The organism is Natrinema longum (assembly GCF_017352095.1).
Classification (GTDB): domain Archaea; phylum Halobacteriota; class Halobacteria; order Halobacteriales; family Natrialbaceae; genus Natrinema; species Natrinema longum.
In genome coordinates this window covers 993,145-1,018,964 of record NZ_CP071463.1, presented here as the reverse complement: position 1 = coordinate 1,018,964, position 25,820 = coordinate 993,145, and the positions used below count along the sequence as shown (strand labels likewise).

32 protein-coding genes are annotated in these 25,820 nt (G+C 66.4%); 18 read left to right on the top strand and 14 right to left on the bottom strand.

What is annotated here, in order from left to right:
• Window positions 1-83 precede the first annotated feature (83 nt).
• From J0X27_RS05180 to J0X27_RS05150, 7 genes are all read right to left on the bottom strand, one after another.
• Window positions 84-1,208 (bottom strand): tyrosine-type recombinase/integrase, encoded by a 1,125-nt coding sequence (locus J0X27_RS05180; RefSeq protein ID WP_207271347.1) that lies wholly within the window; start codon window positions 1,206-1,208, stop codon window positions 84-86.
• A gap of 261 nt (window positions 1,209-1,469) precedes the next feature.
• Complete coding sequence (locus J0X27_RS05175) at window positions 1,470-1,634, bottom strand: hypothetical protein (protein WP_169924315.1); 165 nt, start codon at window positions 1,632-1,634, stop codon at window positions 1,470-1,472.
• A 205-nt stretch (window positions 1,635-1,839) separates the two neighbouring features.
• Window positions 1,840-2,226, bottom strand: a complete 387-nt coding sequence (locus J0X27_RS05170) for an FAS1-like dehydratase domain-containing protein (protein ID WP_207271346.1) — start codon at window positions 2,224-2,226, stop codon at window positions 1,840-1,842.
• A 474-nt stretch (window positions 2,227-2,700) separates the two neighbouring features.
• A complete protein-coding gene (locus tag J0X27_RS05165) occupies window positions 2,701-3,483 on the bottom strand; it encodes a 4-phosphopantoate--beta-alanine ligase (protein WP_207271345.1) in 783 nt (260 codons plus the stop codon).
• Window positions 3,484-3,631: 148 nt separating this feature from the next.
• Window positions 3,632-4,459 (bottom strand): pantoate kinase, encoded by an 828-nt coding sequence (locus J0X27_RS05160; RefSeq protein ID WP_207271344.1) that lies wholly within the window; start codon window positions 4,457-4,459, stop codon window positions 3,632-3,634.
• 120 nt (window positions 4,460-4,579) lie between these two features.
• The gene (locus tag J0X27_RS05155) at window positions 4,580-5,539 is read right to left on the bottom strand and encodes a zinc-dependent metalloprotease (RefSeq protein ID WP_207271343.1); all 960 of its coding nucleotides are present in this window, start codon (window positions 5,537-5,539) and stop codon (window positions 4,580-4,582) included.
• A 95-nt stretch (window positions 5,540-5,634) separates the two neighbouring features.
• Complete coding sequence (locus J0X27_RS05150; protein WP_207271342.1) at window positions 5,635-5,946, bottom strand: hypothetical protein; 312 nt, start codon at window positions 5,944-5,946, stop codon at window positions 5,635-5,637.
• Between the two features lie 205 nt (window positions 5,947-6,151).
• Here J0X27_RS05150 and J0X27_RS05145 point away from each other — a divergent pair, with 205 nt between their 5' ends.
• The 5 genes from J0X27_RS05145 (at window position 6,152) to J0X27_RS05125 (ending at window position 9,223) form a co-directional block, all read left to right on the top strand.
• Window positions 6,152-6,379 (top strand): LSM domain-containing protein, encoded by a 228-nt coding sequence (locus tag J0X27_RS05145; RefSeq protein WP_097378186.1) that lies wholly within the window; start codon window positions 6,152-6,154, stop codon window positions 6,377-6,379.
• Complete coding sequence (locus J0X27_RS05140; protein WP_006108486.1) at window positions 6,376-6,552, top strand: 50S ribosomal protein L37e; 177 nt, start codon at window positions 6,376-6,378, stop codon at window positions 6,550-6,552. The genes J0X27_RS05145 and J0X27_RS05140 overlap by 4 nt, the downstream gene beginning before the upstream one ends.
• Before the next feature lie 133 nt (window positions 6,553-6,685).
• Window positions 6,686-7,876 (top strand): threonine synthase, encoded by a 1,191-nt coding sequence (locus J0X27_RS05135; protein WP_207271341.1) that lies wholly within the window; start codon window positions 6,686-6,688, stop codon window positions 7,874-7,876.
• Between the two features lie 222 nt (window positions 7,877-8,098).
• Window positions 8,099-8,272, top strand: a complete 174-nt coding sequence (locus J0X27_RS05130; RefSeq protein ID WP_169924316.1) for a hypothetical protein — start codon at window positions 8,099-8,101, stop codon at window positions 8,270-8,272.
• A gap of 249 nt (window positions 8,273-8,521) precedes the next feature.
• Window positions 8,522-9,223 (top strand): phosphoglycerol geranylgeranyltransferase, encoded by a 702-nt coding sequence (locus J0X27_RS05125; protein ID WP_207271340.1) that lies wholly within the window; start codon window positions 8,522-8,524, stop codon window positions 9,221-9,223.
• Between the two features lie 116 nt (window positions 9,224-9,339).
• On the opposite strand, the gene J0X27_RS05120 is transcribed toward J0X27_RS05125, so the two are convergent.
• The gene (locus J0X27_RS05120) at window positions 9,340-10,134 is read right to left on the bottom strand and encodes an SIR2 family NAD-dependent protein deacylase (RefSeq protein WP_207271339.1); all 795 of its coding nucleotides are present in this window, start codon (window positions 10,132-10,134) and stop codon (window positions 9,340-9,342) included.
• A gap of 171 nt (window positions 10,135-10,305) precedes the next feature.
• Between J0X27_RS05120 and aspS the strand changes: the two genes are divergently transcribed.
• Window positions 10,306-11,610 (top strand): aspartate--tRNA(Asn) ligase, encoded by a 1,305-nt coding sequence (aspS, locus tag J0X27_RS05115; RefSeq protein WP_207271338.1) that lies wholly within the window; start codon window positions 10,306-10,308, stop codon window positions 11,608-11,610.
• Between the two features lie 162 nt (window positions 11,611-11,772).
• Here the strand turns inward: aspS and J0X27_RS05110 are convergent, their stop codons facing one another.
• From J0X27_RS05110 to J0X27_RS05100, 3 genes are all read right to left on the bottom strand, one after another.
• Complete coding sequence (locus J0X27_RS05110; protein WP_207271337.1) at window positions 11,773-11,997, bottom strand: hypothetical protein; 225 nt, start codon at window positions 11,995-11,997, stop codon at window positions 11,773-11,775.
• Window positions 11,994-12,398: a nuclear transport factor 2-like protein gene (locus J0X27_RS05105; protein ID WP_207271336.1), complete on the bottom strand. Its 405-nt coding sequence runs from the start codon at window positions 12,396-12,398 to the stop codon at window positions 11,994-11,996. The genes J0X27_RS05110 and J0X27_RS05105 overlap by 4 nt, the downstream gene beginning before the upstream one ends.
• Before the next feature lie 100 nt (window positions 12,399-12,498).
• On the bottom strand, window positions 12,499-13,050 hold the full coding sequence (locus tag J0X27_RS05100; RefSeq protein ID WP_207271335.1) for a helix-hairpin-helix domain-containing protein: 552 nt from the start codon (window positions 13,048-13,050) through the stop codon (window positions 12,499-12,501).
• 154 nt (window positions 13,051-13,204) lie between these two features.
• Here J0X27_RS05100 and J0X27_RS05095 point away from each other — a divergent pair, with 154 nt between their 5' ends.
• Window positions 13,205-13,450, top strand: a complete 246-nt coding sequence (locus J0X27_RS05095; RefSeq protein WP_207271334.1) for a hypothetical protein — start codon at window positions 13,205-13,207, stop codon at window positions 13,448-13,450.
• Here J0X27_RS05095 and J0X27_RS05090 read toward each other — a convergent pair.
• The gene (locus J0X27_RS05090) at window positions 13,447-14,022 is read right to left on the bottom strand and encodes an SPW repeat domain-containing protein (protein ID WP_207271333.1); all 576 of its coding nucleotides are present in this window, start codon (window positions 14,020-14,022) and stop codon (window positions 13,447-13,449) included. The genes J0X27_RS05095 and J0X27_RS05090 overlap by 4 nt on opposite strands.
• Window positions 14,023-14,220: 198 nt before the next feature.
• Here J0X27_RS05090 and J0X27_RS05085 point away from each other — a divergent pair, with 198 nt between their 5' ends.
• The gene (locus J0X27_RS05085) at window positions 14,221-16,956 is read left to right on the top strand and encodes an AAA domain-containing protein (RefSeq protein ID WP_207271332.1); all 2,736 of its coding nucleotides are present in this window, start codon (window positions 14,221-14,223) and stop codon (window positions 16,954-16,956) included.
• A 107-nt stretch (window positions 16,957-17,063) separates the two neighbouring features.
• Complete coding sequence (locus tag J0X27_RS05080; RefSeq protein WP_207271331.1) at window positions 17,064-17,855, top strand: 2-oxo acid dehydrogenase subunit E2; 792 nt, start codon at window positions 17,064-17,066, stop codon at window positions 17,853-17,855.
• Between the two features lie 354 nt (window positions 17,856-18,209).
• Here J0X27_RS05080 and J0X27_RS05075 read toward each other — a convergent pair whose 3' ends face one another.
• On the bottom strand, window positions 18,210-18,575 hold the full coding sequence (locus tag J0X27_RS05075) for a DUF7344 domain-containing protein (RefSeq protein ID WP_207271330.1): 366 nt from the start codon (window positions 18,573-18,575) through the stop codon (window positions 18,210-18,212).
• A gap of 227 nt (window positions 18,576-18,802) precedes the next feature.
• A complete protein-coding gene (locus J0X27_RS05070) occupies window positions 18,803-19,045 on the bottom strand; it encodes a hypothetical protein (protein ID WP_207271329.1) in 243 nt (80 codons plus the stop codon).
• 33 nt (window positions 19,046-19,078) lie between these two features.
• Between J0X27_RS05070 and J0X27_RS05065 the strand changes: the two genes are divergently transcribed.
• From J0X27_RS05065 to dinB, 9 genes are all read left to right on the top strand, one after another.
• Window positions 19,079-19,720 (top strand): ribonuclease H family protein, encoded by a 642-nt coding sequence (locus J0X27_RS05065; RefSeq protein ID WP_207271328.1) that lies wholly within the window; start codon window positions 19,079-19,081, stop codon window positions 19,718-19,720.
• 82 nt (window positions 19,721-19,802) lie between these two features.
• Window positions 19,803-20,261 carry a DUF2240 family protein gene (locus J0X27_RS05060; protein ID WP_207271327.1) on the top strand — a complete coding sequence of 153 codons (459 nt, stop codon included), beginning with the start codon at window positions 19,803-19,805 and terminating at the stop codon, window positions 20,259-20,261.
• A gap of 23 nt (window positions 20,262-20,284) precedes the next feature.
• The gene (locus tag J0X27_RS05055) at window positions 20,285-20,677 is read left to right on the top strand and encodes a DUF7993 family protein (RefSeq protein WP_207271326.1); all 393 of its coding nucleotides are present in this window, start codon (window positions 20,285-20,287) and stop codon (window positions 20,675-20,677) included.
• An 88-nt stretch (window positions 20,678-20,765) separates the two neighbouring features.
• Window positions 20,766-21,737 carry a beta-ribofuranosylaminobenzene 5'-phosphate synthase family protein gene (locus J0X27_RS05050; RefSeq protein WP_207271325.1) on the top strand — a complete coding sequence of 324 codons (972 nt, stop codon included), beginning with the start codon at window positions 20,766-20,768 and terminating at the stop codon, window positions 21,735-21,737.
• A gap of 86 nt (window positions 21,738-21,823) precedes the next feature.
• Window positions 21,824-22,660, top strand: coding sequence for an RAD55 family ATPase (locus J0X27_RS05045; RefSeq protein ID WP_207271324.1), 837 nt, complete (start codon window positions 21,824-21,826; stop codon window positions 22,658-22,660).
• Window positions 22,661-22,733: 73 nt separating this feature from the next.
• Window positions 22,734-23,420 (top strand): hypothetical protein, encoded by a 687-nt coding sequence (locus J0X27_RS05040; protein WP_207271323.1) that lies wholly within the window; start codon window positions 22,734-22,736, stop codon window positions 23,418-23,420.
• The gene (locus J0X27_RS05035; protein WP_207271322.1) at window positions 23,413-23,955 is read left to right on the top strand and encodes a DUF8135 domain-containing protein; all 543 of its coding nucleotides are present in this window, start codon (window positions 23,413-23,415) and stop codon (window positions 23,953-23,955) included. The genes J0X27_RS05040 and J0X27_RS05035 overlap by 8 nt, the downstream gene beginning before the upstream one ends.
• A 59-nt stretch (window positions 23,956-24,014) precedes the next feature.
• Complete coding sequence (locus J0X27_RS05030) at window positions 24,015-24,344, top strand: transcription factor S (RefSeq protein ID WP_207271321.1); 330 nt, start codon at window positions 24,015-24,017, stop codon at window positions 24,342-24,344.
• Window positions 24,345-24,436: 92 nt separating this feature from the next.
• Window positions 24,437-25,714 carry a DNA polymerase IV gene (gene dinB, locus J0X27_RS05025; protein WP_207271320.1) on the top strand — a complete coding sequence of 426 codons (1,278 nt, stop codon included), beginning with the start codon at window positions 24,437-24,439 and terminating at the stop codon, window positions 25,712-25,714.
• Window positions 25,715-25,820 lie beyond the last annotated feature (106 nt).

Sequence of the window (25,820 nt, the reverse complement as noted above, 5' to 3'; positions counted from 1 at the left end):
ACCGACCCGCTCCTCCAACCCGAGCCGCCTCTTCCTGCGGCGAGCCGACTAGCGACCCCGCCGACAGCAACCCGGTGCTTTCGTCAGTCGGTTTCCGTCGACTCGTCGTGGGACCCCGCGTCGATATCGCGAATCAACGGCCGGTCTGCCGGCACGGCGATCGACTGCTCGAGTACCGATGCCCGAAGCGTCGGCTTCGATGCCGTCGCCTCGCGTCGATACGGATCGTCCGTCTCCGCTCGACGGACGCCCCGTGGCGTCAGGTAGTTCCCGTCGACGTCGACGCCGGCCCCTTCACAGAGGCGCTTCAACACCGATCGGGCACCCTCGGTCGTGATCGCTGGCGGCGCGATCGACCGCTCGCGTGCGAGTTCCACCGCCGTCGCGTCCGCGAACAGGGCGTCGATCTCGCTCTCGTCGTACCCCCGTTCGCGCAGGCTCGCTCGCACCTGACTCGCGATCGACGGCGCGTGCCCCGTGGGAAACAGCGGCCAGTCGTTCGACGGCGGATCGAGCACGACCCGGTACCGACGCAACGGCGTCCGGGCACGGGCGGGGAGGGGAACGTCCTCGAGGCGCTGGGACTTCCCCAGCACGCGGATCGTCCCGGTATAGAAGTCGACGTCGTCCCAAGTCGCCCCCGTGCGTCGGTCGTCTTCGGGCGCTCGGAACAGTTCGGCCCCGCGGACGCTCGAGTGGGCGAGGACGGCCACCATCGCGTACTCGCGCAACCGCGTGCGTCGCTCCCTCGTCGAACGCGTGCCGGCCTCGATCGCCCGCTCCCTGACGTATCCTTCGAGTTCGCGGCGTCGATCGGCCGTCCAGGAGTCGTTCGGCGACCGCGTCTCGGCCGTCGGTAGCGCAGCCTCGGCGCGGTCGCGCGCCGCGGGATTGTCCTCGAGGATCCCGCCGCGGACACACCACGAGAGAAACGCCCGCACCACGGCGTAGTAGGTGTCGGCGGTCGACGCAGTGTACTCCCCGCGTTCGGTTCGACGACGCAGTTCCGTGGCGTAGGCGCGCATGTGCTCGACCGACAGCGCGACGATCGAGCCGATCTCGTGTTCTCGCTCGAGCCACTCGGCCCATCGCCGGAGGATCGATTCGGCGTTGGCGGCGTAGGCACCCGCACCCGAACTATCGGGATCGCCGACGGCCTTTCGCTGGAGATAGGCGTCGACCGCGTCCGTGATCGCGACCGCGGTCACGGGCCGATCACCTGCTCGAGGCGCTCCCCACCACGGCCGAGACGGATCGTGAGCGTGCCACCACGGATCATCTCGTCCGATAGTAGTTTCACGAGGCTAAATCCGTGTTTCGGTCTCACGGGGTCGGAAACGGACGAGCGCCGCCGGCCGGAAGCGCCACACCTCCGGGCCGGCCGGCGGATTTGATATATCGATATATCGTGTATGTGTCTTTTCGACGACAGTTCTCACGAACGGGTCGCTCCACACCGAGTCGACGGCTCAGGACGGGTGCTGGTGTCTGATTTTCTCCGCGGTCATCCCTGGAACCGGCGTCCCACAGTCCGTACACTTCCAGCTCGGCGTTACCGTTCCCCGCTCTTTCTCGAGGTCGTGTCTGAATTCGATGCGGGCACCACACGGACACTGGTAGGTCGTGCGGGTCATACACGTGACAACCTGCCGAGGAGCGATAAGCGATTCGACGGTCGTAGCTCGCGACGTACTCACGGCCCCATCCTCCGTGGACAGCACTCGAGAACCGATACGGACCGCTGTCAGTCAGTGCCGGCGACCCCACAACTCGTCTGTGGGTCGCCGGTCACCCGGGCCAGCAACCCGTATGACGGCGGCCGTCCGTATGGCCGGCCGGTCACGCGTCCTTCAGAATGATTCCCTCGGTCGTCGCGGTCAACACGGTCTCACCGGCCTCGTTCTCACAAACGACGTCCGAGGTGAATTCGTAGCGGTCCGCTCGTTCGACGACTGTGTCGTACGTCGATCGACACGTGATCGATTCGCCAGTGTAGACTGGCTGGTGGAAGTTAAACTCCATCGTACTGGCCAACACTTCGGCATCGCTCCCCATTTTCGTCGGCAGGGTCGCGGTCAACAATCCCTGTACCATCACTCGCCCGTCCTCGTCCGGTTCGGTGTGTCGGGGTTGGTCATCACCGGAGAGCGCTGCGAACTGCTGGACGTCTTCGACCGTGAACGTTCGCTCGAACGTTCTCGTCTCGCCCTCGATTGGCTGAGTCATCGAGATCTACGTCTCTCATTCGGATCTCGATATAAGAAGCAACTGGTGGGAGCCAAGGCCGGTTCTAGTACCTGAACCGATTCATAGACTGGCCGCAGTCGCGCGGCCTGCGAACCGAGGTTGGCCCGCCGTCGAGAGGAGGTTCGCCGAGTTTCTCCGCCTCCGATAGTGGAACCCGAAAGTCCTCTTCCCGATAACTCGCGACCGCTACTCCTCGAGGAACGGCGGAGTGTCTTTCGAGCACAGACTGCCGGGTACTCGAGCGTGCAGCGACGCGAACGCCGTTCTCGCGGTCGTTCGCCGTCGAACGATCGGACGAGCACGCTGTCGCCCTCTCCTGGTAAACTAAAAGACGATATATCGAATCCGGGTTCCGGCGTGGGAACTCCCGAGTAGTGACCAGACCGATCCGATACCACGTCGAACGCATCGAGAACCAGCGCTACAGCGTCGCCCGTTCGACGATGAGCCTCGCTACCGATCGATGCCGTTCCGAATGCGGGTCTCGGCTTCCTCGAGTGCCCGCTCCCGGTCGAAGTCGTCGATAATCGCTCGCAGCCGTGCCTCGTCCGCGTCCGCCAGCTCGCGCGCGTGGTCGGTCACGGTGGGGATCGCACGGATGATGTTGTCGACGATCGGCACGTCGGCGACCTGTGGCGAGCGCGAGAGCGGATTGAGATCGATCACGATTTCGGTCTTCCCCATCTCGTCGAGCGCTTCGGCGCGGTCGCCGTCCTCGAGGGGGACGAGCACCACGTCGGCCTCGTAGATGCCGTCGGCGTCGACTTTCGCCCGCTTGTGATCCAGGTTCGGGATGCGCGCGTCGGCCTCGAGTCCCTTCACGTCGGCAGCGCCGTGCTCCCGGAGGTGGTCGGCGATGGCTTCGACCCGCTCGGGCGTGCGGTTGAAGAGGTTGACCTCGAGGTCGGCGTCGACGGCGTCGGCGAGGGCGGCCATTTCGCCGGGAACCAGCGCCGCGACGTTGCCGTTGATCGAGAGGACGGGATGCTCCGCCAGCAGGAGGTGGGCTGCGGCGGTCCGTTCGGCCGCATCGGCGCTGGGAAGGGTTTCCTCGCCCAGCAGGTAATCGAAGGCGCTGCCCCGCCCCTCGGCGTGCATTCCCTGGAGGTGGGTGATCCCTTTTTCGACGCCCTTCTCGATCCGATGTCGGGTGAGTAGGTCCTGATATCTGGGGTGGTCCTCCGGGATCTCCTCCTCGTGTTCGACGTCGGCGGAGACGGTGTCGTAGTCGCTCACGATCGATTACTGGATTGGGTCGATAAAAAGCGGCCCGATCGGTCGGCGGCCGCGAACCGCTCAGCCGATCGCTCGCGTGACACACCGCCGCTGGGGGCCGGTCCGAGACCAGCCGAACGCGATCGCGTCGGCCCGCTCGAGCGAGCGCCTACTTCAACACCGCACCGGCCGGATGCGTCGCACAGACCGACGGATCGTACCCCGCATCGGACAGTCCCGTTCCGAGCGCGAAGACGGTCTCACCGAGCATGGCCATCGACGCCTGGCCGTCGACCGACGAGACGTCGGTGATCGCCTCCGTGACCCGCTCCGTGAGGAGGCCGGCGTCGCGTGCGAACAGCCGCGACGCATACATGAACGACAGCAGCGTCGGCTCCTCGACCAGCCGGGAGAGCGCCTCCGTCCCGGCGGCCGTCAGTTCCTCGGTCTCCCCCGAGAGCACGTCGGCCGTCGAGAGTTCGCCGAACGAAATGTATTCGACGCGCGCCCGCGACGGAATCGCGTCGAGTTTGTTGTCCTGTGGCCCACCCGGTTCGAGGCGGATCGGAACGCCGCCGTGTGCCTGGGCGACGACGTCGCCCAGTCCCGTCCCGGCCTGGACTTCGGCACCGTGAGCGACCGTCACGAGTTCGTTCGCGGAGAGTTTGCGCTCGAACACGCGGTTGGCCGCGAGTGCCGTGCCAAGCGCCATCGCACCGGAGACGCCAAACCCTGCCCCGATCGGTAGCTCGGAGTCGGCCTCGACGCGGGCGGTCACCTCGAGGGTCTCGAGGACGGTCGTCACCGGTTCGACGTCGGTTTCGGCCCCGTCGAGGACGATGGTTGATTCCTCCGCCGGTTCGACCGTTACTTCGACACCGTCAGTAAGCGTTAGTCCCGCTCCCCGTGAGCCGGCTTTCGTCGGATCCTCGTCCGGGTGCGTGCTAAAAAAGCCCGTAACGTGGCCGGGGACGAACGCCGTCGCCTCCTCGCGCATTACCGCCACGCTTTCGGCCCGACCGATATAACGTTGAAGGTTCCACTCGCCGTTTCGGCAGGCAGCCCGCCCGAAACTGTTGGAAAACCTATTAGATCCCGATCGCTCGGACGCGGTCTCCTATCGGCGATCGACCCGGCGGACCCACGACCCCGGCGCGTCGAGTTCGTCGTGACTCGGCAGATACTCGGGCCCCTCCCAGACGAGACTCGCCGTCTCGAGGTCGCGAACCGCGACGACGTGCTCGAAGAAGTTCTTCCCGCGTTCGTACTGGCGTTCCTTCAGCCCGAGCCCGAGCAGGCGACGGAAGAGTTTCTGGAGCGGGCCCCGCCCCTGCCGTCGCTCGTCGAGTTTGCGCCGGAGGTCCTCGTACTCCTCGTCGAAGGCGTGGTCCATCAGGAGTTCGGCGTACCCCTCGACGACGGTCATCGCCGCGTCGAGATCGCGGAACGCCTCCCGGTCGAACGAGCCCTTCGAGAGCGTCGCGATCCCCTCCTCCATGCGAGTCTCGAGGTGATCGGAGAGCCACGGTGCGGCCCCGAACTCGGCGGCGTGGGTCACCTCGTGGAACGCGATCCAGCGGCGGAACCGATCGGCGTCGACGTCGAGTTTCTCGGCGGCGTTGAGGATGTTCGGCCGGACGAAGTACAGGGCGTGGTCGTTCGCGGGCGCGTCGGCGAGCAAGAGCGGATCGTACTGGCCGAGGACGTTCCGCCCGAGAAACGAGAGAAGGACGGTCATCGTTCCCGTGTTGATCGTCCGGGCGACGCCGGGGAACGCGCCGGTGTGGGTCTCGAGGGTGCTCATGACGCGCTCGAAGGTGGCGACGTTGGCGTCGATCCAGTGGTGGCGGTTCTGGATCTCGACGGTCTCGGGAACGTCGAACTCGACGCCGGAGACCGTTCGGACGGCCGCTCGCGCGTCACGGACGTCGCGTGCGTAGGCCTCGCGTTCGCCGGACTCGAGGGCGAGCGAGCCGGGATCGGTCGCCGCCTTGGCGGCGTCGGCGGCCGAGCGCCAGTCGATCGCGTCGTCACCGGACGCTCCGGCGACGGCCCGAGCGCTACGATAGAGGTTCACGACTACGGGTACGGGAAGGAAGCGCAAAAGCGTTCGGCTCGGTCGGGTCCCGGTGCCGTCGGCCGGTTGGCGGGCCGTCGCCGGACGGTCGGCGGTCAGTTGACGATGACGTCGGGCTCCTCTTCGGGCTCGAGTTCCGGCTCCTCGTCGTCGCCCCGGAACTTCCTGACGGCGGCGGCGATCCCGACGAGGACGACCAGTGCGATCAGTGCGCCGGCGGCGCTCTTTCCTTTGCCGCCGGATTCGTCCGCGGCCGCGCTCTCGTCCGGTTCGGTCTCCGTCTCGGCGTCCGTCTCCGCTGTCGAACTCGTTCCGCCGATCGGGAGCGCCTCGCCGATCGTTCCGGGTCCGAACTGCGTGTCGCCGTCGAAGTGCAACTCGATGATGGTGAATTTCTTGTCTCCCATGACCAGTCGGTCAACGAGTGTACACTTAGCCGTTTGGTTCGCCAGCGGGACGATACCGTCCCCTCGTCGTGGTCACGGACTCGAGATGACCGTCGAACGTCACCCCGTGTCTCGCCGGGCCACGGCAGGGAGTAGCGTCCTCTCGCCGTCAGACGACGGAGTCCGGACCGGTACGATTAAGTATCCATCTCCTGCGGTGTTGCGTATGAGTGGACGACCGCTGGACGTCCTCGAGGCGTCGCTCGGCGAACGCGTTTCGGTGCGGCTCAAAAGTGGCGACGAGTACGTCGGCGAACTCGCCGGCTACGATCAACACATGAACCTGGTCCTCGAGGACGTCACGATCCCCGTCGAGGGCGGCATCGACGACGAGGCCCCAGTCGAAGACACAACCATTATACGCGGCGATAACGTCGTCTCGATCACTCCATGACTGGTGCAGGAACCCCAAGCCAAGGAAAGAAGAACAAGACGACCCACACCAAGTGTCGTCGCTGCGGAGAGAAGTCCTATCACACGAAAAAGAAAGTTTGCTCGTCGTGTGGCTTCGGCAAGTCCGCCAAACGCCGCGACTACGAGTGGCAGTCGAAGACCGGCGACAACTGATCTCTTCGTTCTCTCGTTCGGGTCACCGACTCCGAGACTCACCGCTCGCTTCGATCGCGATCGATCGCTGATCCCCGCGTCGGACTGAGCCGTCGATGGACAACCCTTAGTTCGGAGCCGCGAACATCCCAGTATGAACCCGACAGCCGCCTTTGACGGCCTCGAGTGTGTCGACTGCGGGGCCACCGTCGACGCCGCCGAGTCACACCAGTGTCCGGCGTGTGGCGGGGCGCTCGATCCGACCTACGAGTACGACGCGATCGACCTCGATCGCGAGCGGCTCGCGTCTCGGCCGTTCGACTCGCAGTGGCGCTACGCGGAACTGCTGCCCTTCGCCCGCGAGTCCGCGGTGACGACGGCGGAAGGAGCCACGCCGCTGGTCGACTGTCCCGATCTTGCCGACGAACTCGGCGTCGGACGCGTCCTGATCAAAGACGAGGCCCGGAACCCGACGGGCTCGGTCACGGATCGCGGCGCGTCGGTGGCCGTGACGGCAGCACTCGAGGACGGCGCGACCGACGTCGCGCTCCCCTCGACGGGCAACGGCGGCCAGGCCGCCGCGGCCTACGCGGCCCGCGCGGGACTCGAGGCACACGCGTATCTCCCCTCGCGGTCCGGCTTTACGAACAAGGCGATGGTCAACGTCCACGGCGGCGACATGAACGTCGTCGGCGGTCGCTTCGACGACGCCGCCGCTGCGTTCGAGGAGGGGCTGGCCGAACACGACGACTGGTACTCGCTCCGGTCGTTCGACACTCCCTACCGTCACGAGGGCGCGAAGACGCTGTTCTACGAACTCGCCGAACAGCTCGAGTGGGCGGTGCCCGACGCGATCTGTTATCCGACGGGAACCGGCACCGGACTCGTCGGCCTCGCCAAGGCCACACGGGAGTTCCGAGAACTGGGCCTGATCGACGAGACGCCGGCGCTCTACGCCGCGCAAGCGTCCGGCTGTGCGCCGATCGTCGATGCCCTCGAGGACGGCCGCGACGAACACGAACCGGTCGACCACCCGGACACGATCTGTGGCGAACTGGAGGTACCGGACCCGACTGCGAGCGCGCGGGTGCTCGAGGCGATCCGCGAGACCGACGGCGGCGCGGTCGCGACCGACGACCCCGACATCCTCGAGGCCGCCGTCCGGGTGGCCCAGACGACGGGCCTCGAACTGATCCCCAGCGCAGGGGCGGCCGCGAGCGGCGCGTGGGAGCTCGCCGAACGCGGCGCGTTCGACGGCGACGAAACCGTCGTCATCGTCAACACCGGCTCCGGGAACAAGGAGGCCGACGTGTTGCGCAGCCATCTGATGAGTCAGGGCGTCTAGTGGCGGTCCACGCCCGCACTGCAGAGTCGAACCCACCCACGCCGTCACCTCGACCGTGCTGTCGGCGCTCGCGAACGTCTCGGTTCGAGCACCGTTAGTAGCCGGTGATATCCCCGAGTATGACGGGTCGAATCGATAGCACGGGTCCACTTCGACCGCGACGACCGAACTCTTTCACCGACAAAGTCTTGACCGGGAGACGAGTAGTTCAACCGAGTTCAAATGTGTGAACATTCACCAGAGTGTTCGAACGGGGGTACCTGCCAGCTCGTCCTCGAGAACGGAGAGACCGGTCTCGAGACCGCCGAATACTACTGCAAGGCCCACCTCGTGTTGCGGATCTGGGAAGTCGAAAACGACAGCTCGCTCCGCGCTGTCAGTGCCGAACAGCTGTGACCTGACGGCGTCATCGACGCGCCGACCCACTCTGGACCCCCGACCTCGCTGGCTCCGTCTCACGAGCACTGATCCCCGCCCTCGCGAGGCGTTTCGATCGGTCTCGGTCGTCGACCGTGGTCGGGGGCGGCTCCCCCTGCCCGTCGCCCCGAGACGATCGACGGATCGTTTCGACGCCCGTCTCGATGATGGGACTCGGAACGGGGCCGTTCCGTAGCGTTTTTGCTGGTTGTCGGGAAACGACGCGGTATGACTACCCCCTGGGATGACTGGAACCATATTCTCAAGCTCGATCCGGACAAGGAGTTACCGGATGGTGTGACCTATGGCGATCTCTGTGCGACGGGCACCGACGCGATCGAAGTCGGCGGCACCATGGGCATCACCGAAGAGAACATGAGCGCCGTCATCGAGGCCTGTGCCGAACACGACGTCGCGCTCTATCAGGAGCCCTCCAACCCCGAGGTCGTCCTCGAGGACGACGCGCTGGACGGCTATCTCATTCCGACCGTCTTCAACGCCGGCTCGCCGTTCTGGATCACCGAGGCCCACAAGGAATGGGTCCGCCTCGAGGGCGACCTCGACTGGGAACGGACGACGACGGAGGCCTACATCGTGATGAACCCCGAGGCCGACGTCGCGGAGCTAACGGAGGCCAACTGCGATCTCGGCGCGGACGACGTCGCCGCCTACGCGACGGTCGCCGAGCACATGTTCGGGCAGGAGATCGTCTACGTCGAGTACTCGGGCACCCTCGGCGACGAGGGCGTCGTCGAGGCCGCGGCTCACGCCACCGACGAATCGACGCTGTTCTACGGCGGCGGGATTCACGACTACGACTCCGCGTATTCGATGGCCCAGCACGCCGACGTGATCGTCGTCGGCGACCTCGCACACGACGAGGGCATCGAGGCGGTTCGGGAAACCGTCGAAGCGGCCAACGACGCCTGACGCACGCCTCCGATTCCGTCCGAGCGCATCCCTTCACCGGTTGCGACTGTTTTGCCACGACGCGACGGCGACGCCACTCTCCGTCGGGTGCGCGAGCGAGCGCCTCGAACGCTCCGTCACTCGAGGACGAGGTCCCGTAATCGAGGGAGGCTGTCCGTCACGTCTTCGCGAGAGACGACGTCCGCGATCCCGTCGACCGGCGTCGACTCGAGGTTGAGGATGCCGACGGTCGCGCCGGTCGATGCGGCGAGTCGCGGGAGCGAGGCGGCGGGCTCGACGACGAGCGAGGAGCCGATCGCGAGGAAGACGTCGCTCTCGCGGGCGAGCGACCGGGCCCGCTGGATGACCGCCCCCGGGAGCTGCTCGCCGAAGAGGACGACGTCGGGTTTGAACACGCCACCGCAGTCACAGGTCGGCGGCAGGTCGCCGTCGGCTGCCCGTTCGAAGATCGGATCGCCGTCCCGGCTGTTCCCGCAGTCGGTACAGCGGACCCGCTGGGAGTTGCCGTGAAGCTCGAGGACGGTCGGTTCCGCGTCGCGCGCAGTGTTGGGGTCGGTCGTCTCGTCGCCGACCGCCGCCGCTGCCTCGCCGTGTAATCCGTCCGTGTTCTGGGTGAGGATGGCCTCGAGGTCGCCGTCCCGTTCCATCGCGGCCAGCACTTCGTGAGCCGCGTTCGGTTCGAAATCGCCGTCGAACATCGTCCGCTGTAACTCGACGCGGTCTTCCCAGAACCCCTCGGGATCGCGCTGGAACCGGCCGTAGGCGAACTGTCTCTCGTCGAATCGTTCCCAGACGCCGTCGTCGCCCCGGAACGTCGGCACGCCCGAGGGAGCCGAGATACCGGCCCCGGTGAAGGCGACGACCGTGTCTGCCCGGCGGACGTCGTCGGCGAGTCGCTCGAGGTCGCCCATACTTCCAAACAGTGCGTGAGGCGACAAAAATAGGACGGACGAGGACATTTGTCGACCGATGTGGAGCCGCTGGTCGAACGCGTGGGATCGCTCGAGGAGTGAATCCGATCGGCGAGACGAGCGCGACTCCGAACGGCTGGGCTTAAGTTGCGCCTGCGTCAATCGGGTGGTATGCAGGATAGAACCTACACTGCCGACGCCGAGCCGGGCGACGACGTGACGGTCGCCGGCTGGGTCCACGAGATCCGCGATCTCGGGGGCATCGCCTTCCTGATTCTCCGGGATACCTCGGGTAAGATCCAGATCAAGTTCGAGAAAGACGAGATGGACGACGAGCTCGTCGAAACGGGGCTCGACGCCTCCCGCGAGAGCGTCGTCGAAGTCTCCGGTGCCGTCGAGGAAGAGCCGCGCGCACCGACGGGCGTCGAGGTCACGCCCGAGTCCGTCGAGGTCATCGCGCCCGCCGACCCCGAACTGCCGCTCGATCCCTCGGGCAAGGTCGACGCCGACCTCTCGACGCGACTCGACAACCGCACCCTCGACCTGCGCAAGGACGAGGTGCAGGCCGTCTTCGAGATCCGCTCGGAGATCCTGCGCGCCGTGCGCGAGCAGTTCCGCGAGTTCCGCTGTACGGAGATCAACACGCCGAAGATCGTCGCGACCGGCACCGAGGGCGGCACCGAACTCTTCCCGATCACCTACTTCGGCGAGGAGGCCTTCATGAACCAATCGCCCCAGCTGTTCAAGCAGCTGATCGCCGGATCGAACGTCGAGCGGGTCTTCGAAATCGGCCCGATCTTCCGCGCCGAGGAACACAACACGCCCCGCCACCTCAACGAGGCGACCTCGATCGACTTCGAGGGTGCCTTCTGCGACCAGAACGACGCCATGGACGTCGTCGAGGGCGTCGTCCGCGCCGCCTACGAAGCGGTGGCGGACAACTGCGCCGACGAACTCGAGGCGCTGGGCCTCGAAGACGAATTCAGCGCACCCGAGGAGTCGTTCCCACGTATCAGCTACGAGGACGCCATCGAGCGGATCAACGCGACGGGCGAACTCGACGAACAGCTCGTCTGGGGCGACGACCTCTCGACGGAGGCCGAGAAGGCGCTGGGCGACGACGTCGGCGGCCACTACTTCATCACGGACTGGCCAAGCGAGATCAAGCCCTTCTACATCAAGGATCACGACGACGATCCGCAGCTGTCGACCGGCTTCGACCTGATGCATCCGCGCATGGAACTGGTCTCGGGCGGCCAGCGCGAACACCGCCACGAGAAGCTCATCGAGGGCTTCGAACAGCAGGGGCTCGATCCCGATCAGTTCGAATACTACACGAAGATGTTCAAGTACGGCATGCCGCCCCACGCCGGCTTCGGGCTCGGCGGCGAACGCCTCATCATGACGATCCTCGGACTGGACAACATCCGAGAAGCGGTCCTCTTCCCGCGAGACCGGCAGCGGCTGAGCCCGTAGGGCGAACTCTGGGAGCAAGCAAGACGACTGCAAGGAGTCTTGGCTGATCGGCAACGTCTGAGTCGTAGACGAAGACGTTGAGAGCGAGCGAAACGAGTTTCGCGTGATCGTCAGCGTTTGTCGCCGTAGGCCACAAACCCGGGAGCCAGTTCAGACTCGCGGTCACTCGGTCGTAATCCAGAGCAGATACCAGAGCAACGCGCTCCCGGCGGCGACGCCACCGAGTATCGCCGCCCCGATGACTGGCGGGGAAGCGCCGCTCTGGAGGGCGATCGAGCCGCCTGAGAGTCCGACCAACAGGACGAAGACGGCCTTGAGTTGACCGGCCCCGTCAGTCACTCCGCTCGAGCGTGGGGGGCCACGTCCCGAACCGCGACCTCGGCTCATAGGTCGTGTGGTGCGCTGACGTGCATCGTGATAAAGGCCCAGTCGGTCTCGCTCGAGTCGTCCGGATCGCGTTCGACTACCGTGGCGCTCCAGCGGCTGTCGAACCGGTAGCGTTCGCCGGTCGTCGTCTCCGTCCAGGCCATCACCACCTCGTCGGCGACCGTCGCGAACCCGTCGCGTTCGGTGACGACGAGGTGGCCGCTCTCGACGACCCACTCGTCGGTCGTCTCGGTCTGTGTCTCGAGGGCCGCGGCGACGTCGTCACCGCCGAACAGGGACTCGCTGATGCCGAACTTGACGGTCGAGTCGGCGTCCGAAAAGTAGGGGGAAAGCGGGTCGCCATCGCGGAGTGCGTCGTAGTAGTCGCGGACGACGGCCTCGGCGCTTGCGCTCGGTGGCATGGCTTTACCGTCGAAGCCCGCTCTCAAAGAGTCATCGGACGCAGACGCAGGCGACGAGGGCGGTCGGGCGTCGCTGGCGACCTGCCGAGTCGGACCCCGCTCACATGAAGCCTCGATCGACCTCGTCGGTCTCGATCAGGTCCTCGAGTTCCGCGTTCAGCAGGTCGTCGGCCTCCTCGAATCGCTCGGCGAGTTCCTCGAGTTCGTCGGGCCGGTCGTACTGGTCGTACTCCATCGGCCCGAAGGCGGGGCTCTCGAGGGCGTCCATCACGTCGTCGAAGAGGTCCTGTGGGCGGGTCGGTGCGTCCGCGTGGGTCTCGAGGACGGTCTCGAGGCGCTTCCCGACCGTCTCGGCCTGCTCCTCGTCCTCGGGGGGCGACTGGACCGCAAAGCGCCCGCCGGAATCGCGTTCGGGCATGAACGAGCCGATCTCGTCGTCGAGGTTGCGGGCGACGTGCGTGCCGACGCCGCGAACCTCGAAGGGGTTCTTCGCGTACGTCTTCAGGAAGAAGACGCCGGCCCGAGGATGCGCGAGATACATGTCTTCGCCGACGCCGCCGGCACGGTCGCCGGCGACTGCACGCCAGTCCTCCGGATCGACGGTCCGTTCGGTGACGTCTTCGAGTATATCCTGCCACTCGCGAATCCGCATACACGAGGGTTGGACTGCCGGCAGAATGAACGTATCGATTGCACCGAACGGAACCGGACGTGGACTGTTCGGTCTTCCAACAGCCGATTCGAGCCACGCGAATCAAAAGGAATACGTTGGCTCCCCCGAAGTGAGCGTAACCGACGCTTTCCCTATGTCCGGTCGCCACTCACTCTCGTTCGTCGAACTGTTTCGGGCCACCCCCGCCAAGAGCGCGCTGCTGACGCTGGCCCCGCTCTCGCTGGCGCTCGGCCAGGTATGCAATAGTTACGTCAACGGCGTCTCGCCGGCGGTCTCGATTACCTTCGCCATCATCATGGTCGGCTTTTCCGTCGTCGCGATGGGTCACCACGCCGCCGAACACCGCGTCCAGCGCCTCGAGACCGAGTACGGGTTCTAAGCACCCGGTCCGGATTCGGTCGCGACGGTTCGGGCTTCGCGGGCCTCGTAGGCGTTGTACCCCGCCAGTCCGGCGATCAAGAGCCCGGTGGCGAGCGTACTCCAGAACAGCCCGCCGGTCATCCCGAGCAGTGCGGCTGAGACGATCACCCAGACCCCGACGAGAGCGAGCAGCGAGGCGATGCCGGCGCTGAGCGGGACGTCGTTTTTCACCCGGTAGTAGTTGTAGCCGGCGGCGACGACGACGACGAGGCCGACCAGGACGTTGTTCCACAGCGACGCGGCCCCGGCGTCGAAGACCAGCACCGAGAGGGCGATCCACGCGCCGAACACGGCGACGAGGAGGCTCAGGATCGACGTGCCGCGCCGGCGCTCCTCGTTTGCGACCTGGGTGGAGTCGTGGCGCGGGTCGCTCCCCGTCTCGGTCCGGTCCCCGACGCCGGTGCCGGAGTCGATATCGGCGGACGCTTCTTCCCGTCGGTTGGGCGGGCCGTCGGGAGCGTCGGTCCCGGTATCGACTCCCGGTTCGGACTCGTCGTTCGTCCGACGATCGTCGCCGTTCGGGTCACTCATGCCATCGAACGTAGGGTTCGCGATCCCAAAAGCGCCGTGTCCGTTCCGGCCACCGTAATCGCTCGAGCGAGATCGAAACCGTCGGTAAAGCGCTGTTACCGGGATCGAGCGCCGGGCGACGGACGGGTTCGAGCCGGTTGCTCGATCGGGATCCCGTGACCGATAGCGTTTTTGATCGCTCGACCGTTGACGATAGCTGTGCACGTACGCGGAACCGTCGCGGGCGAGGTCGACGTGCGGTCGGTAGCCACGAGCTACGGTGAGAGCGAACTCGCGGAGGTGCCGCTTCGGTCGGCCGACGACGCAGGGATCGGCGAGTCACCCGCTCGCGGCGACGGCGGGACGGCGACCGTCGCGGACGGCCGCGAGACGACGACGGTAACGCTGTGGAACAAGTGGACCGAATCGGCCGAGCTGCTCGAGCCGGGGATGGACCTGCTCGTGACGAACGCCAAAGCAGAGGAGTACCAGGGGGAGACGCAGTACGCGACGACGGGCGACTCCTACGTCGTCGTCGAACCCTCCTTTCTCGTGAGCGTGACGTCGATCCGTAACTGGGTCGAGTGTCCCCGACTCTACTACCTGAACAAGCTCTCGGGAGTGCCACTGAACTATCCCGTCGTCAAGGGGACCCTCGTCCACGAGGTCTTCGGCGACCTGCTTCGTGGCCGCGACCTCGAGGAATCGATCGACGCTCGCGTCGAGGAACGCGGGCTCCAGCTCGGCCTGCTCGGGGAGACGCCCGACGCCGTGAAAGAGGAGATCAGGGAGAACGCGACGGCCATCGAGGGCTGGCTCGAGCAGGGTCGGCTGACCGAAGAAGACAGCTGGCGGTCGGAACAGCTCCTGATCAGCGAGACGTTCGGCATCCGGGGCCGGGCCGACGCCGTTCGCCGCGGCGCGCCGGTCGAACTCAAGACGGGCAAGAACCTGAAGAAAGAGCCCCGCTTCAAGGACAAGGTACAGGCCGCCTGTTACGCGCTGTTGCTCGAGGAACACGGCGGCGACGTCGACATCGGCACCCTCCTCTACACGAAGAACTCGGCGCTGGATCGCAACGAGGAGACCGGCGACCTGACCCCCGCAAAGGAGTTCACGATGGGCGATGGCCTCCTGAAGTACGTCGTCCGCCTGCGCAACGAGATCGCGGCGATGGAGACGGCGGGCGAGATTCCGACCGGCTACGAGGCCGACGCGAAGTGCGAGTACTGCTTCGAGCAGGACACCTGCATGGTCGTCTCCGGTCGGCTGGATCAGGAGTCGAAGGCCGGCCAGATCGGCCAGTCGCTGCCCGACGAGGAACTCGAGTACTTCGATCGGTTCTATCGGGCGATCGAGGAGGAGCGTCGCGAGGTCCACCGCGAGTACGCCAAACTCTGGGAGCAGACGGCCGAGGAGCGGGCCGACGACGACCGCGCGCTGATCGATCTCGAGTTCCTCGAGAAGCGGCCCCTCGAGGGCGGCCGCTGGGAACTGCGGGCCCGCCGACCAGGCGGCGCGAACTCGAAACTTCGGGAGGGGGATCTGGTGCTGGCAAGCGACGGGGATCCGGTTCGTGGGAGCTCCGAACTCGCCCGAATCGAGCGGTTGGACGACGAAATCGTCCTCACGGCTGACGAACCCGTCGAGGTCACCCGGCTCGACGTCTATCCGTCGGAGCTGACGACCGATCGCCTGCTCGTCGCGATGCACGACGCGCTCCTGAAAGGCGACGAGCGGCGCAAGGATATCCTGTTCGGCCGCGCGGACTCCGAATTCGCGGAGATCGAGGAGACGTTCATCTCCAACAACGACCGCCAGAACGAGGCCGTCACGAAGGCGGTCAGCGCGAACGACTGCGCACTGATCCACGGGCCGCCGGGGACCGGGAAGACCTACACCATCGCTCGGGCCATCCGCGCGATGGTCGAGCGCGGCGAGCGGGTCCTGCTGTCGGCCTTTACCAATCGCGCCGTCGACAACGCGCTCGAGGCCTTGCTCGAGCAACTCGAGGACGCGGACGCCCTCGACGCGGACCGGGTCGTCCGCGTGGGGTCTGAGAGCGGGGTCAGCGACGGGATGGAGCCCTACCGGCTCGAGCGCGCTGGCGAGCCTGCGGATCGGGTCGCCGAACTCGAGGACGCGCAGGTGGTGGCGGCGACGACCGCGACCTGTGGCTCGCGGGTGATGAAAGAGCAGTCGTTCGACGCCGCGCTGGTCGACGAGGCCGCCCAGCTGACCGAACCCGGGACGTGTGCGGCGATCAACCTGGCCGAGCGGTTCGTTCTGGTCGGCGATCACGAACAGCTCCCGCCGGTCGTCCGCGCCGAAAACGACCTCACCGAGTCGCTGTTCGAGCGACTCGTCGACCTTCATCCCGAGGCCGGCGTCATGTTGACCCACCAGTACCGGATGAACCAGCGGATCCAGGCCTTCGCCTCGAACGAGTTCTACGACGGCCAACTCCGGCCCGCGACGCCCGACGTCGCGGCGCGGACCCTGGACGACCTCGAGGGCGTCTCCCGGGATCGCCTCCACGAGTCGCTGCAGGATCCGGTCTCGTTCGTCGACGTCGAGGGCGATCGAGGCCAGTACACCGACAGCGCGGAGGCCGCGCGGATCGCGGCGCTGATCGAGGCCTACGAGGCGGCGGGCCTCGAGCGCTCGGAGATCGGCGTCATCGCCCCCTTCCGCGCGCAGGTCTCGGAAATCTCGACGCACGTGCCCGACGACGTCGCCGTCGACACCGTCGATCGCTTTCAAGGCTCGAGCCAGGAAGTCATCGTCGTCTCCTTTACCGCGACCGGCTCGCTCGAGGGGCCGATCTTCGAGGACTACCGACGGATCAACGTCGCCCTCACCCGACCCAAGCGCGCGCTGGTGCTGGTCGGCGACGCGGCGGCGCTGGCGTCCGATCCGGTCTACGAACGAATGCTCGAGTGGGCTCGCCGCTAGCCGAGAATCGGTCTCTACTGTCAGTACCGGTATCGTTCGGTCGTCGTACGAGTGAACGACTCCCGCGAAGCGAGTACGGATTTAGTTCCGGCGCTTCATGATAGGCTATGAGCGATAGTGGCGCTGATGGCGAGCGTGTGTCTCCACAGCAGCAGTTGACGGTGGACTACATGCAGATGGCGGGACACCGGAGTAACGTTCACGGACTCGTCGAGGTCGACGTCACCGACGCCAGAGAGCGCATCCGGACGATCGAGGAAGCGACCGGAACGAAACTCTCGTTCACCGCCTTCGTCGTCTCGTGTCTGGCTACCTGTGTCGAGGAACAACCGCACATCCAACGGTACCGTGATTGGCGGGGGCGAATCCACGAATTCGAGGACGTCGATGTGAACGTCCTCATCGAACGGGAAACCGACGGCGAACGAATCGGCATCCCCCACGTCATTCGACAAGCGAATCAACGGACAGTTCGGTCGATTCACGACGAAATTCGACGCGTCGAAACAGACACGACGGATCACCCAGAGCCCGGGCCCGCCAGACTCGCACGCCGCCTTCCCGGCGTTCTACGCCGCCAAATCTGGCGGCTCCCCCAGTGGTTCCCGACACGGTGGAAGCGCCTCGCCGGCAGCGTCGCGGTCACCTCTGTCGGCATGTTCGGCACCGGAAACGGCTGGGCCATCAGTCCCACGAACTATACCCTCCAACTCACTGTCGGTGGCATCGGCACGAAACCGCGCCTGATCGACGGCGAACTCCGTTCCCGGGAGTTCCTGAGTCTGACCGTTACCTTCGACCACGACGTCGTTGACGGAGCGCCAGCCACACGGTTCGTCCAACGCCTCAGCGAACGCCTGGAAGCCAGTCACGGTCTCGATACTGCAGCTACTGAGTAACCAAGCGCCTATCCAGGACCACGATGATCTCGCCGCTCGCTACGCTTCACGATTCCCCTCTCTACTGAATGCAACGTCGACCTCTCGTACTGGTGGCGGCTCTCCGTCTTGTTGTCTGTTCGGCATCGTTACGACCCTCGTCTCTCAGACTACCGTTCTTCGATCCCGGATTCGTTTCGAAAGCTGAAATCCGTAGTATGTGCTACTACTCGCTTCGTGAGAACCGTTGGGGCGTTGGCGAGTCATCTCACTCGGAGACAGGAGACGCCGAACCGAGGCGACGAGGCGTTCGCTTCCCGACGCTAGAAACGAAACCACGGACAAAACAGCTACGCAGCCACTTCGCCGGCCGACTCAGAGCGGTGCCCGTTCGCGGATCTCGGGCTTCTCTTCGGTCTGTCTGAACTGCTCGAGCAGGGGCTTGATGTCGTCGAACCCGTCCGCAAGGACGATGTCACCGCTGCGCAGGTCGTACTCGATGATGTCGTAATCCGCGAGCCGCGGCAGGTGGTTGTGGACCAGCGAAACGTAGACGCGCTGTCGAACGCCTTTGTCGATCGCGTCGGCACGGGCGTCGCACTCCCAGGCTGCGACCTGCGTGACGACGTCTTCGAGGTTCACCGTTCGATCGTCGGCCAACTGGTAGAGCAGGAACCGGCGTTCGGATTCCGCGAGGAGCGCACAGGCCGCTTCCATCCGGCTGGCAGTCGTCTGGTTCATACACTCTCCAGGTACCGGGTGATATTACACCTACTGCCAACACAGATTGGGGGTCCGATCCCGGCCGATCCGACACCGTCCGCGAGTACCTCGGTTGTGAACGTCGAACCCATCGATTTCGTCGAATTCGGGACGTATACTCCGTCTCGAGACTGTTTCGATGCTCGATAATTGTCAGTCAGCGCTACGAATCGAGGCCGGTCGGTCGTCCGCTCGCGTCCGCGCTGTCAGACGCTCCGGTGGTGGCCGCCGGTCCGCGAGCGAGCGTTCACCGACGGACAGCGAGGCTCGTCCTCGAGGGCCGCGTGCTCGACGGGTCCGCCGAGACACAGCACGGTGGCGCGGTCGGGGACGTGGCGAATCCCGGTGTGGTCGTGGCCGATCGGGGAGTCGGGACGGTCGAACTCCTCGAACGGTCGTCGAGGAGCGCCTCTCGGGGCGAGTTCGTCGCACGGACCGAGTACTGGCATAACTTTAAGAAACCTACACCGCCTATTACTGGTATGGCCGCTCACGGCCGGCCCGCACTGCGGGACTTGTTCGACGAGTCGCCCACGCCCCACATCGCTCATCCCCCGCGGACCCACCATCGTGACTTCTACGTCGCTACCGACGGGTCCTTCCGGGGACCGGGCGGCGGACTGGGCGCCGTTATCGAAACGCGCGACGGCACCCGCGTCGCACGCGTCGCGACTGCGGACACGCCGCCGGACAACAACGTCGCGGAGTATCGGGCGCTCCACCTCGGACTGGACGTCCTCGCCGCGCGAGCGCCACGAGACGCCTCGGTCGGCGTCCTCATCGACCACGACGCGCTCGCCAGTAACGTCAACAGTGCCATCCTCGCGACGCGACATCCGGACGGGAAGCCGCCGCGTCCCGTCTCCATCCCGACCGCGACGCGGTATCACTGGCGCGGCATTCGGGCCCGACTCAACGGGTTCGACGAAGTGCGGGCCGCCCGGATCGACAGCGACCAAAACCCCGCCCACCCGCTCGCGAACGCGCCGGACCAGTACCGCCACGTCAACCGCGAACCCGACCGCTGTGTCCTCCCCGACGTACCGGAGCCGACTGCCGCCGAGTTCCCCCCACCGTCCCGGGCGGACCGAAACGGCGGTGGCGGCGGTCGCGCGTCCGACTGATCGCCACCCGTCGGCGCTCCGTTCGATCCCGAATCGACCGGAACCGCCATCGTTTTCTCACCGCTCGAGCAAGTCGTCTCCGATGAGCCTTCGCGTCGCGGTTGCCGCCCCGTTCATCCAGAACGGGACCCGTCGCCTCAAGGAAAACGAGTTCGTCGTCGCCCTCTCGCTCGATCGGGACTGGTTCTCCCCCGATCAGGCCAAGCGACTGATCGATATCGCGACCAAGGAGGGGCTCCTCGAGCGCGACGACGACGGCCTCGCGGTCACGTTCGATCCCGTCGGCGTATCGGTGCCCGAGGAGTTCGTCCCCGACGAGGACCTTCTGCGGGAACGGTCGGCGTTCGAACGGGTGCTCGATTCGCTGGTCGCCGAGGGGATGGAGAAACACGAGGCCGTCGGCGCGATTAACACCCTCCAGCGGGAACTCGGGCTGACGATCGAGGCCGCCGCGGTGGTCTACGCCCGCCGCGAAGGCATCGACGTCGACGATCTCGTCCCGATCGCCCGGTCGGCCGTCCGCGACACCGAAGACGGTTAATCCCGCGGGACCGAGCGACGGACATGGTCGAGGATCGGATCACCGACGGTCGCCGGATCGCCGAACTCCTCTCGAGCGAAGTCGACGGCCGCGAGGACGGCCAACTCGCGTCCTTCGACGTGAGGAACGCCGATCGAGACGTCGAACCGACGCCCGACGGCGCTCGCGCCTACGACATCGCTCGCCGCGACGACCGACTCGCTCGCGTGTTCGTCCACGAGGATCGCGCCCGCCTCGAGTTCGAGGCCGGGCAGGAGACAGCGGCCGAGACGGCCAGGGAACTCGATCTTCGGGTACGACCGACGGCGACGACCCCGCCACGAACGCTCGTCTTCGTCGAACGCGGTGCCGACGTCAAACGCGCGACCGACGTCTTACAGCGAGTGAGCCGCCGACTCGAGGACGACGACGCGTAGCGAGTCGTCCGGGACATCGGCACAGTAAACCGTCTCATTCGTTGCCACCGTCGCAATCCCCTTGGCGGCGCTTCCCCTACGCCGCGATATGGCGACCGTCAGCGCGGGTGCGCGACTCCACGTCGGCTTCCAGAACCTCTCGCTCGCTCGCGACCGGCTCTACGGCGGTATCGGTATCGGACTCGCGGAGCCGCGGGTAACCGTCACCGCCGACCCCGCCGCTTCCGTCGAGGCCGACGATCCGCTAGTCCGGGAGTACGCGAACCGCGCCGCCGACGTCCTCGAGGTCCCTGGCGTCGCGGTCGCGCTCGAGGAGTCGCTGCCACGCCACGTCGGCCTCGGGAGCGGGACCCAACTCGCACTCGCCGTACTCACGGCGACGGCGCGTACCCACGGTCTCGAGGCACGAGTCCGCGAGCACGCGCCCGCGATGGGACGGGGCGGCCGCAGCGGCGTCGGGGTCGCGACGTTCGAGGGCGGCGGGTTCGTCGTCGACGCCGGCCATCCGACGAACCGATTTACGACCGAGCCGCCGGCGGCGGGCGACTGGACGGTCCCCCCGGTCGTTGCCCGCCACGAACTGCCCGCAGACTGGCGATTTCTGGTCGTCGTCCCCGACGCCGACCCCGGCCGCAGCGGCGACGACGAGGACGCGAGCATGCGGACGGTCGTCGAACGCGCGGATCCCACAATCGCCGACGAGATCGCCGGCGTCGTCACTCGACGACTGCTCCCGGCCGCGGCGGCTGGCCGCCTCGAGGCGTTCGGCGAGGCGATCGCCGAGATCGGACGCAAGAACGGCGTCTGGTACGCCGACGCCCAGGGGGGCGTCTTCCGGCCACCCGCGGGCGAACTCGTCGAATCGCTCCGGGAGTGTCCGGTTCTCTCGGGGGTCGGCCAGTCGTCGTGGGGACCGGTCGTCTACGGCGTCACCGATACCGTCCACGCCGACGAGGCCACGGCTGCGGCCGAAGACGCGCTCGCGGCCCGCGGACTCGAGGGAACGGTCGTTCTCACGGCGGCGACCGAGACCGGGGCTCGCGTTCGGCCGGACGAGTGACGCCAGCGGTCGACCCGCTCTCGACGCCCGTCAACGAAGCGGGAGTTGCCCACAACACGTAAGCGGATCCGACTGAACGGACACGTATGGAGCGGATGCCGCTGGGAATCTCGCGGCTCGATCGGATGATCGGTGGAGGGGCACCGACCGGGAGCGTCGTCCTTCTGGCGGGCGAACCCGGGGCCGGCGCGCGGGAGTTCTGTTACACGAGCGCCGCGATGACCGGGCTCATCGGTGCCGATCCCGAACTGTTCGATCTCTACTACGGCGACCTCGAGCCCGGCACGACGGTTCCCGACGACGTCCACTACGTCTCGTTTACCGACGAACGGAGTGCCGTCGTCACCGAGATGGAGTTCGTCATGGACGACGAACTCGTCCGGACGGGGATGGACGACGTGACGTACGTCGAGTTCGCCGAGGAGTACTTCCAGCTGACGCCCGTCCCGACCGACTGGTACGCCGAGAGCATGGCCGACATCACCGAACTCGGCAGTCACAACGACCGGACCGACGTCCTCGAGGCGCTGGGGGAGTACCTGACCGACCACGCGGCGGATAGCGTGGTCGTGATCGATTCGGTCACCGACCTGGTCGCGGCGGCCGACGACCGGCTCGGCTGGTCGGACCTGACCGTCCTGTTGAAAGGGCTCAAACGCGCCTCTCATCGCTGGGGCGGTTTGATCCTCCTGCTCGTCAACTCGGAGCTCCTCGAGCAGACCGAGCTCGGCCGGCTCAAGGAAGCTACCGACGGGACCCTGCTGTTCGAGTGGGAAAGCGGCGGCTCGGAACGGGCCAGAACCCTCGTCGTCGAGCAGTTCCGCGGCGTGCTCTCTCGACTCGAGGACGAGGACATCGTCCGGTTCGAAACGGAGATTCACGACGGCGGCTTCGACATCAGTAACGTCCGAAAGATCCGGTGACGGCAGGTTTCGATCGGGGGACGCCCTAAACTCTCACAAACTCTTATACGGTTGATGTCCCTACTACGAGCAGATGCCGAGTCAGGATCGCGACGAGTTCACCGACCTCCTCGCGGATGTCCGTGCTCGCGTGGTACAACTCAAGGGGGAACTCGACGACAAAGCCCCGGCCGATCACCACCACCCGGATCGAGCCGCCGCGGACGATCTCGAGGCGATCCACAGGGACCTTGCGGCCCTCGAATCGACCGTCGAGGGTGGGTTCGACAACTTCGAGATCGTCCTCGACGACCTCCTCGCGGAGACGGACGAACTCGCCGACCGATCGACGCTGCTCGCTCGGGCGGTCGTGGATCTCCGGGAGCAGCGCGAGGAACTCGCCGCACAACAGCGCCGGCAAACCGCCACGGACCGACTCAAACTGGCGGCCAACAGGCTCGGAATCACGACGGCGAACTGTGAGGACTGTGGCTCGAGCGTCGGCATCGCGTTGCTGACCGCACCCGAGTGTCCCCACTGTGCGAGCGCGTTCACCGACGTCGTGAAAAAGCCGTCCGTCTTCGGCTCCAACCGTCTGCAGACGGCCGATCCGCCGGCCTTCGAGGGCCGCGTGGAGACCGACGACGGGGCGACGACCGCGGCGGTCTTCGCGGCCGTCGAAGCGGAGGCCGAATCGGTCGGCGACGACGCCGGAGCCGTCGACGACGACACCGAGACGCCGGTTTCACCGACCGAAACGGAGGAACATCTCGATGACTGACCGTTCGGATTCTGCGGCCGAGGACCGTTTCGAATTCACGGATCCCGACGAGTCGAACCCGCCGGCGGCTGCCGATCCCGGCGAGGGCGACGACGATCCAGACCCGATGGCGGATGCCGATTCCGGCGGCGACACCGACGCTGAGGGGGGGCGTCGATCCGCTCCACTCGGTGACCTCGCCGCGAGCGCCGAGGGAGCGGCCGACGGAACCGACTCGGATCGGTCACCATCGAGTGCGCCCGACTTCGACGAGCTGTTCGACCGGCAACAGACCGGCGAAATCGACGGTGACCGTCTGTGGGCACGACTCGAGGCCGCCGACGCGGACGGGCTACCGGACGAGCCTGACGGTCGGGTGATCCGCGAGGTCGAGAAGCGATCCTACTGCCAGGGCTGTGACTACTTCTCGGACCCACCCGATGTCGCGTGCGCTCACGAGGACGCCGAGATTCTCACCGTGCCCAGCGTGTCGACGTTCCGCGTTGCGGACTGTCCGTTCGTGCTCGAGGACGAGGTACTCGAGAGGACGGAGTGAGTTTGCTGGTTGCCGGCCAACTGGTGTGTTTTTGCGTGCCGAGTTCGTAGACGGCAAGTATGCAGTTTTGCGACGACTGCGGTTCGATGATGAAAGCGCAGGGCGAGCGCATGGTCTGTACGAACGACGACTGCGGGGCCTCGAGCGAACGAGACCGCGAGCAGGAAGACGCGTTCGTCACGACGGAGTCCCAGACCGACGATGACGTGATCGAGTCGAGCGAGGAGGCCAACTTCGAGGGCAAACCGAAGGCGACGGATATCATCTGCGACGAGTGCGGTGCCGAGGAAGCTTGGTACACGCTCAAGCAGACGGCGTCGGCCGACGAACCGCCGACGCGGTTTTTCAAGTGCACCGACTGTGGGTACCGCTGGCGGGAGTACAACTGACGGCCGTCTGGCGTGCACATTCGAGACTTCTTCTCCCCGTCAGTCACGGGGCACAACGTTCACGTCCGTTCGGACGTATCGACGGGTAACGAATGTCCGACGGGCCGCGACTCCCGGGCGTCGAGGGCGAGGACGACGAGGATCGGATCGTCTGTCACGTCGACGCCGATTGCTTCTACGCTTCCTGTGAGCGGCTGCGCGAGCCCGAACTCCGGGGCGAACCCGTGGTCGTCGGCATGGGTTACGAGGCCGGCGAGACGATCGGTGCCGTCGCCACCGCCAGCTACGAGGCCCGCGAGTTCGGCGTCGAGAGCGCACAGGCGATCTCGACGGCCCTCGAGCGACTCCCCCGACGCGGAGCGTTCGAGACCGGCGAGGCCGACGGCCTCGAGCGCGAGGAGACCGGCTACTACCGCCCCGTCGACATGGACTACTACGAGTCGGTCGCGAGCGACGTCCGGGAGATCCTCCACGACTGCGCCGACGTCGTCCGCGAGGAGAGCATCGACGAGGCCTACCTCGACGTGACCGAACGGACGGCCTGGGAGGTGGCGGAGGGGTTCGCCCGGCACGTGAAAGATCGCATCCGACGGGAGGTCGGCGTCACCGTCAGCGTCGGCGTCGCATCCACGATGAGTACGGCAAAGATCGCCAGCGACTTCGACAAGCCAGACGGGCTCACCGTCGTCGACCCCGACGGTGTGCAGGCGTTCCTCGCCCCGCTCGAGGTCGACTTGCTCCACGGCGTCGGTCCCGTGACGGCCCGCGAACTGCGGGAGCTGGGGCTGGAGACGGCGGGCGACGTCGCCGAGACCGACCCGGAACCGCTGGTCGAGCGATTCGGCGAGCGCGGTCGGGAACTGTACGCCCGTGCGCGCGGCGAGGACGACCGGCGGGTCGAACCGAAAGGCGACCCCAAGAGTTTCTCACGGGAGTCGGCGTTCGCCGAACCCGTCGACGACCCGGCCCCGAAGTACGACCTGATCGAGACGCTTGCGGCCGCCGTCGCCGACCGCGCGCGGCGGGAGGGAGCGCTATACCGGACGATCGGAGTCAAAGCCGTCACGCCGCCGTACGACGTCAACACCCGCGAGCGGTCCCTGCCCGGCCCCGTCGACGACCCCGACCTCGTCGACCGCATCGCTCGCGACCTGTTCGCCGAGTTCGATCGCGAGCCCGTCCGCAAGCTCGGCGTCCGCGTGGCGAACCTCGAGTTCGCGGCCGCCGATCAGGCCAGCCTCGAGAGCTGGGAGGGCGACCGAGCGGATGAGAACACCGATCCGGACGGGGGATCGACGCCGGAGTCGGGTCCGGAACCGGTCCACGACGATCGGTCGGCCGGCCAGTCGTCGCTCGCGGATTTCTCCTAATCGGGGCGCGTTCGGCCGACGCGGTCGCAATACTCCCGGCTCCGGAGCGTGGAACCGACACCGTTGGCTATGCACCGGGGGAGCGTCGCCGGCCGGGCAGTCGAAC

Coding starts and splice junctions, on each gene's coding strand:
- J0X27_RS05175 (WP_169924315.1), bottom strand. CDS start 1,634: ATGACCCGCACGACCTACCAGTGTCCGTGTGGTGCCCGCATCGAATTC.
- J0X27_RS05170 (WP_207271346.1), bottom strand. CDS start 2,226: ATGACTCAGCCAATCGAGGGCGAGACGAGAACGTTCGAGCGAACGTTC.
- J0X27_RS05160 (WP_207271344.1), bottom strand. CDS start 4,459: ATGCGCGAGGAGGCGACGGCGTTCGTCCCCGGCCACGTTACGGGCTTT.
- J0X27_RS05150 (WP_207271342.1), bottom strand. CDS start 5,946: ATGGGAGACAAGAAATTCACCATCATCGAGTTGCACTTCGACGGCGAC.
- J0X27_RS05145 (WP_097378186.1), top strand. CDS start 6,152: ATGAGTGGACGACCGCTGGACGTCCTCGAGGCGTCGCTCGGCGAACGC.
- J0X27_RS05140 (WP_006108486.1), top strand. CDS start 6,376: ATGACTGGTGCAGGAACCCCAAGCCAAGGAAAGAAGAACAAGACGACC.
- J0X27_RS05135 (WP_207271341.1), top strand. CDS start 6,686: ATGAACCCGACAGCCGCCTTTGACGGCCTCGAGTGTGTCGACTGCGGG.
- J0X27_RS05130 (WP_169924316.1), top strand. CDS start 8,099: ATGTGTGAACATTCACCAGAGTGTTCGAACGGGGGTACCTGCCAGCTC.
- J0X27_RS05125 (WP_207271340.1), top strand. CDS start 8,522: ATGACTACCCCCTGGGATGACTGGAACCATATTCTCAAGCTCGATCCG.
- J0X27_RS05120 (WP_207271339.1), bottom strand. CDS start 10,134: ATGGGCGACCTCGAGCGACTCGCCGACGACGTCCGCCGGGCAGACACG.
- aspS (WP_207271338.1), top strand. CDS start 10,306: ATGCAGGATAGAACCTACACTGCCGACGCCGAGCCGGGCGACGACGTG.
- J0X27_RS05110 (WP_207271337.1), bottom strand. CDS start 11,997: ATGAGCCGAGGTCGCGGTTCGGGACGTGGCCCCCCACGCTCGAGCGGA.
- J0X27_RS05105 (WP_207271336.1), bottom strand. CDS start 12,398: ATGCCACCGAGCGCAAGCGCCGAGGCCGTCGTCCGCGACTACTACGAC.
- J0X27_RS05100 (WP_207271335.1), bottom strand. CDS start 13,050: ATGCGGATTCGCGAGTGGCAGGATATACTCGAAGACGTCACCGAACGG.
- J0X27_RS05095 (WP_207271334.1), top strand. CDS start 13,205: ATGTCCGGTCGCCACTCACTCTCGTTCGTCGAACTGTTTCGGGCCACC.
- J0X27_RS05090 (WP_207271333.1), bottom strand. CDS start 14,022: ATGAGTGACCCGAACGGCGACGATCGTCGGACGAACGACGAGTCCGAA.
- J0X27_RS05080 (WP_207271331.1), top strand. CDS start 17,064: ATGAGCGATAGTGGCGCTGATGGCGAGCGTGTGTCTCCACAGCAGCAG.
- J0X27_RS05075 (WP_207271330.1), bottom strand. CDS start 18,575: ATGAACCAGACGACTGCCAGCCGGATGGAAGCGGCCTGTGCGCTCCTC.
- J0X27_RS05070 (WP_207271329.1), bottom strand. CDS start 19,045: ATGCCAGTACTCGGTCCGTGCGACGAACTCGCCCCGAGAGGCGCTCCT.
- J0X27_RS05065 (WP_207271328.1), top strand. CDS start 19,079: ATGGCCGCTCACGGCCGGCCCGCACTGCGGGACTTGTTCGACGAGTCG.
- J0X27_RS05060 (WP_207271327.1), top strand. CDS start 19,803: ATGAGCCTTCGCGTCGCGGTTGCCGCCCCGTTCATCCAGAACGGGACC.
- J0X27_RS05055 (WP_207271326.1), top strand. CDS start 20,285: ATGGTCGAGGATCGGATCACCGACGGTCGCCGGATCGCCGAACTCCTC.
- J0X27_RS05050 (WP_207271325.1), top strand. CDS start 20,766: ATGGCGACCGTCAGCGCGGGTGCGCGACTCCACGTCGGCTTCCAGAAC.
- J0X27_RS05045 (WP_207271324.1), top strand. CDS start 21,824: ATGGAGCGGATGCCGCTGGGAATCTCGCGGCTCGATCGGATGATCGGT.
- J0X27_RS05040 (WP_207271323.1), top strand. CDS start 22,734: ATGCCGAGTCAGGATCGCGACGAGTTCACCGACCTCCTCGCGGATGTC.
- J0X27_RS05035 (WP_207271322.1), top strand. CDS start 23,413: ATGACTGACCGTTCGGATTCTGCGGCCGAGGACCGTTTCGAATTCACG.
- J0X27_RS05030 (WP_207271321.1), top strand. CDS start 24,015: ATGCAGTTTTGCGACGACTGCGGTTCGATGATGAAAGCGCAGGGCGAG.
- dinB (WP_207271320.1), top strand. CDS start 24,437: ATGTCCGACGGGCCGCGACTCCCGGGCGTCGAGGGCGAGGACGACGAG.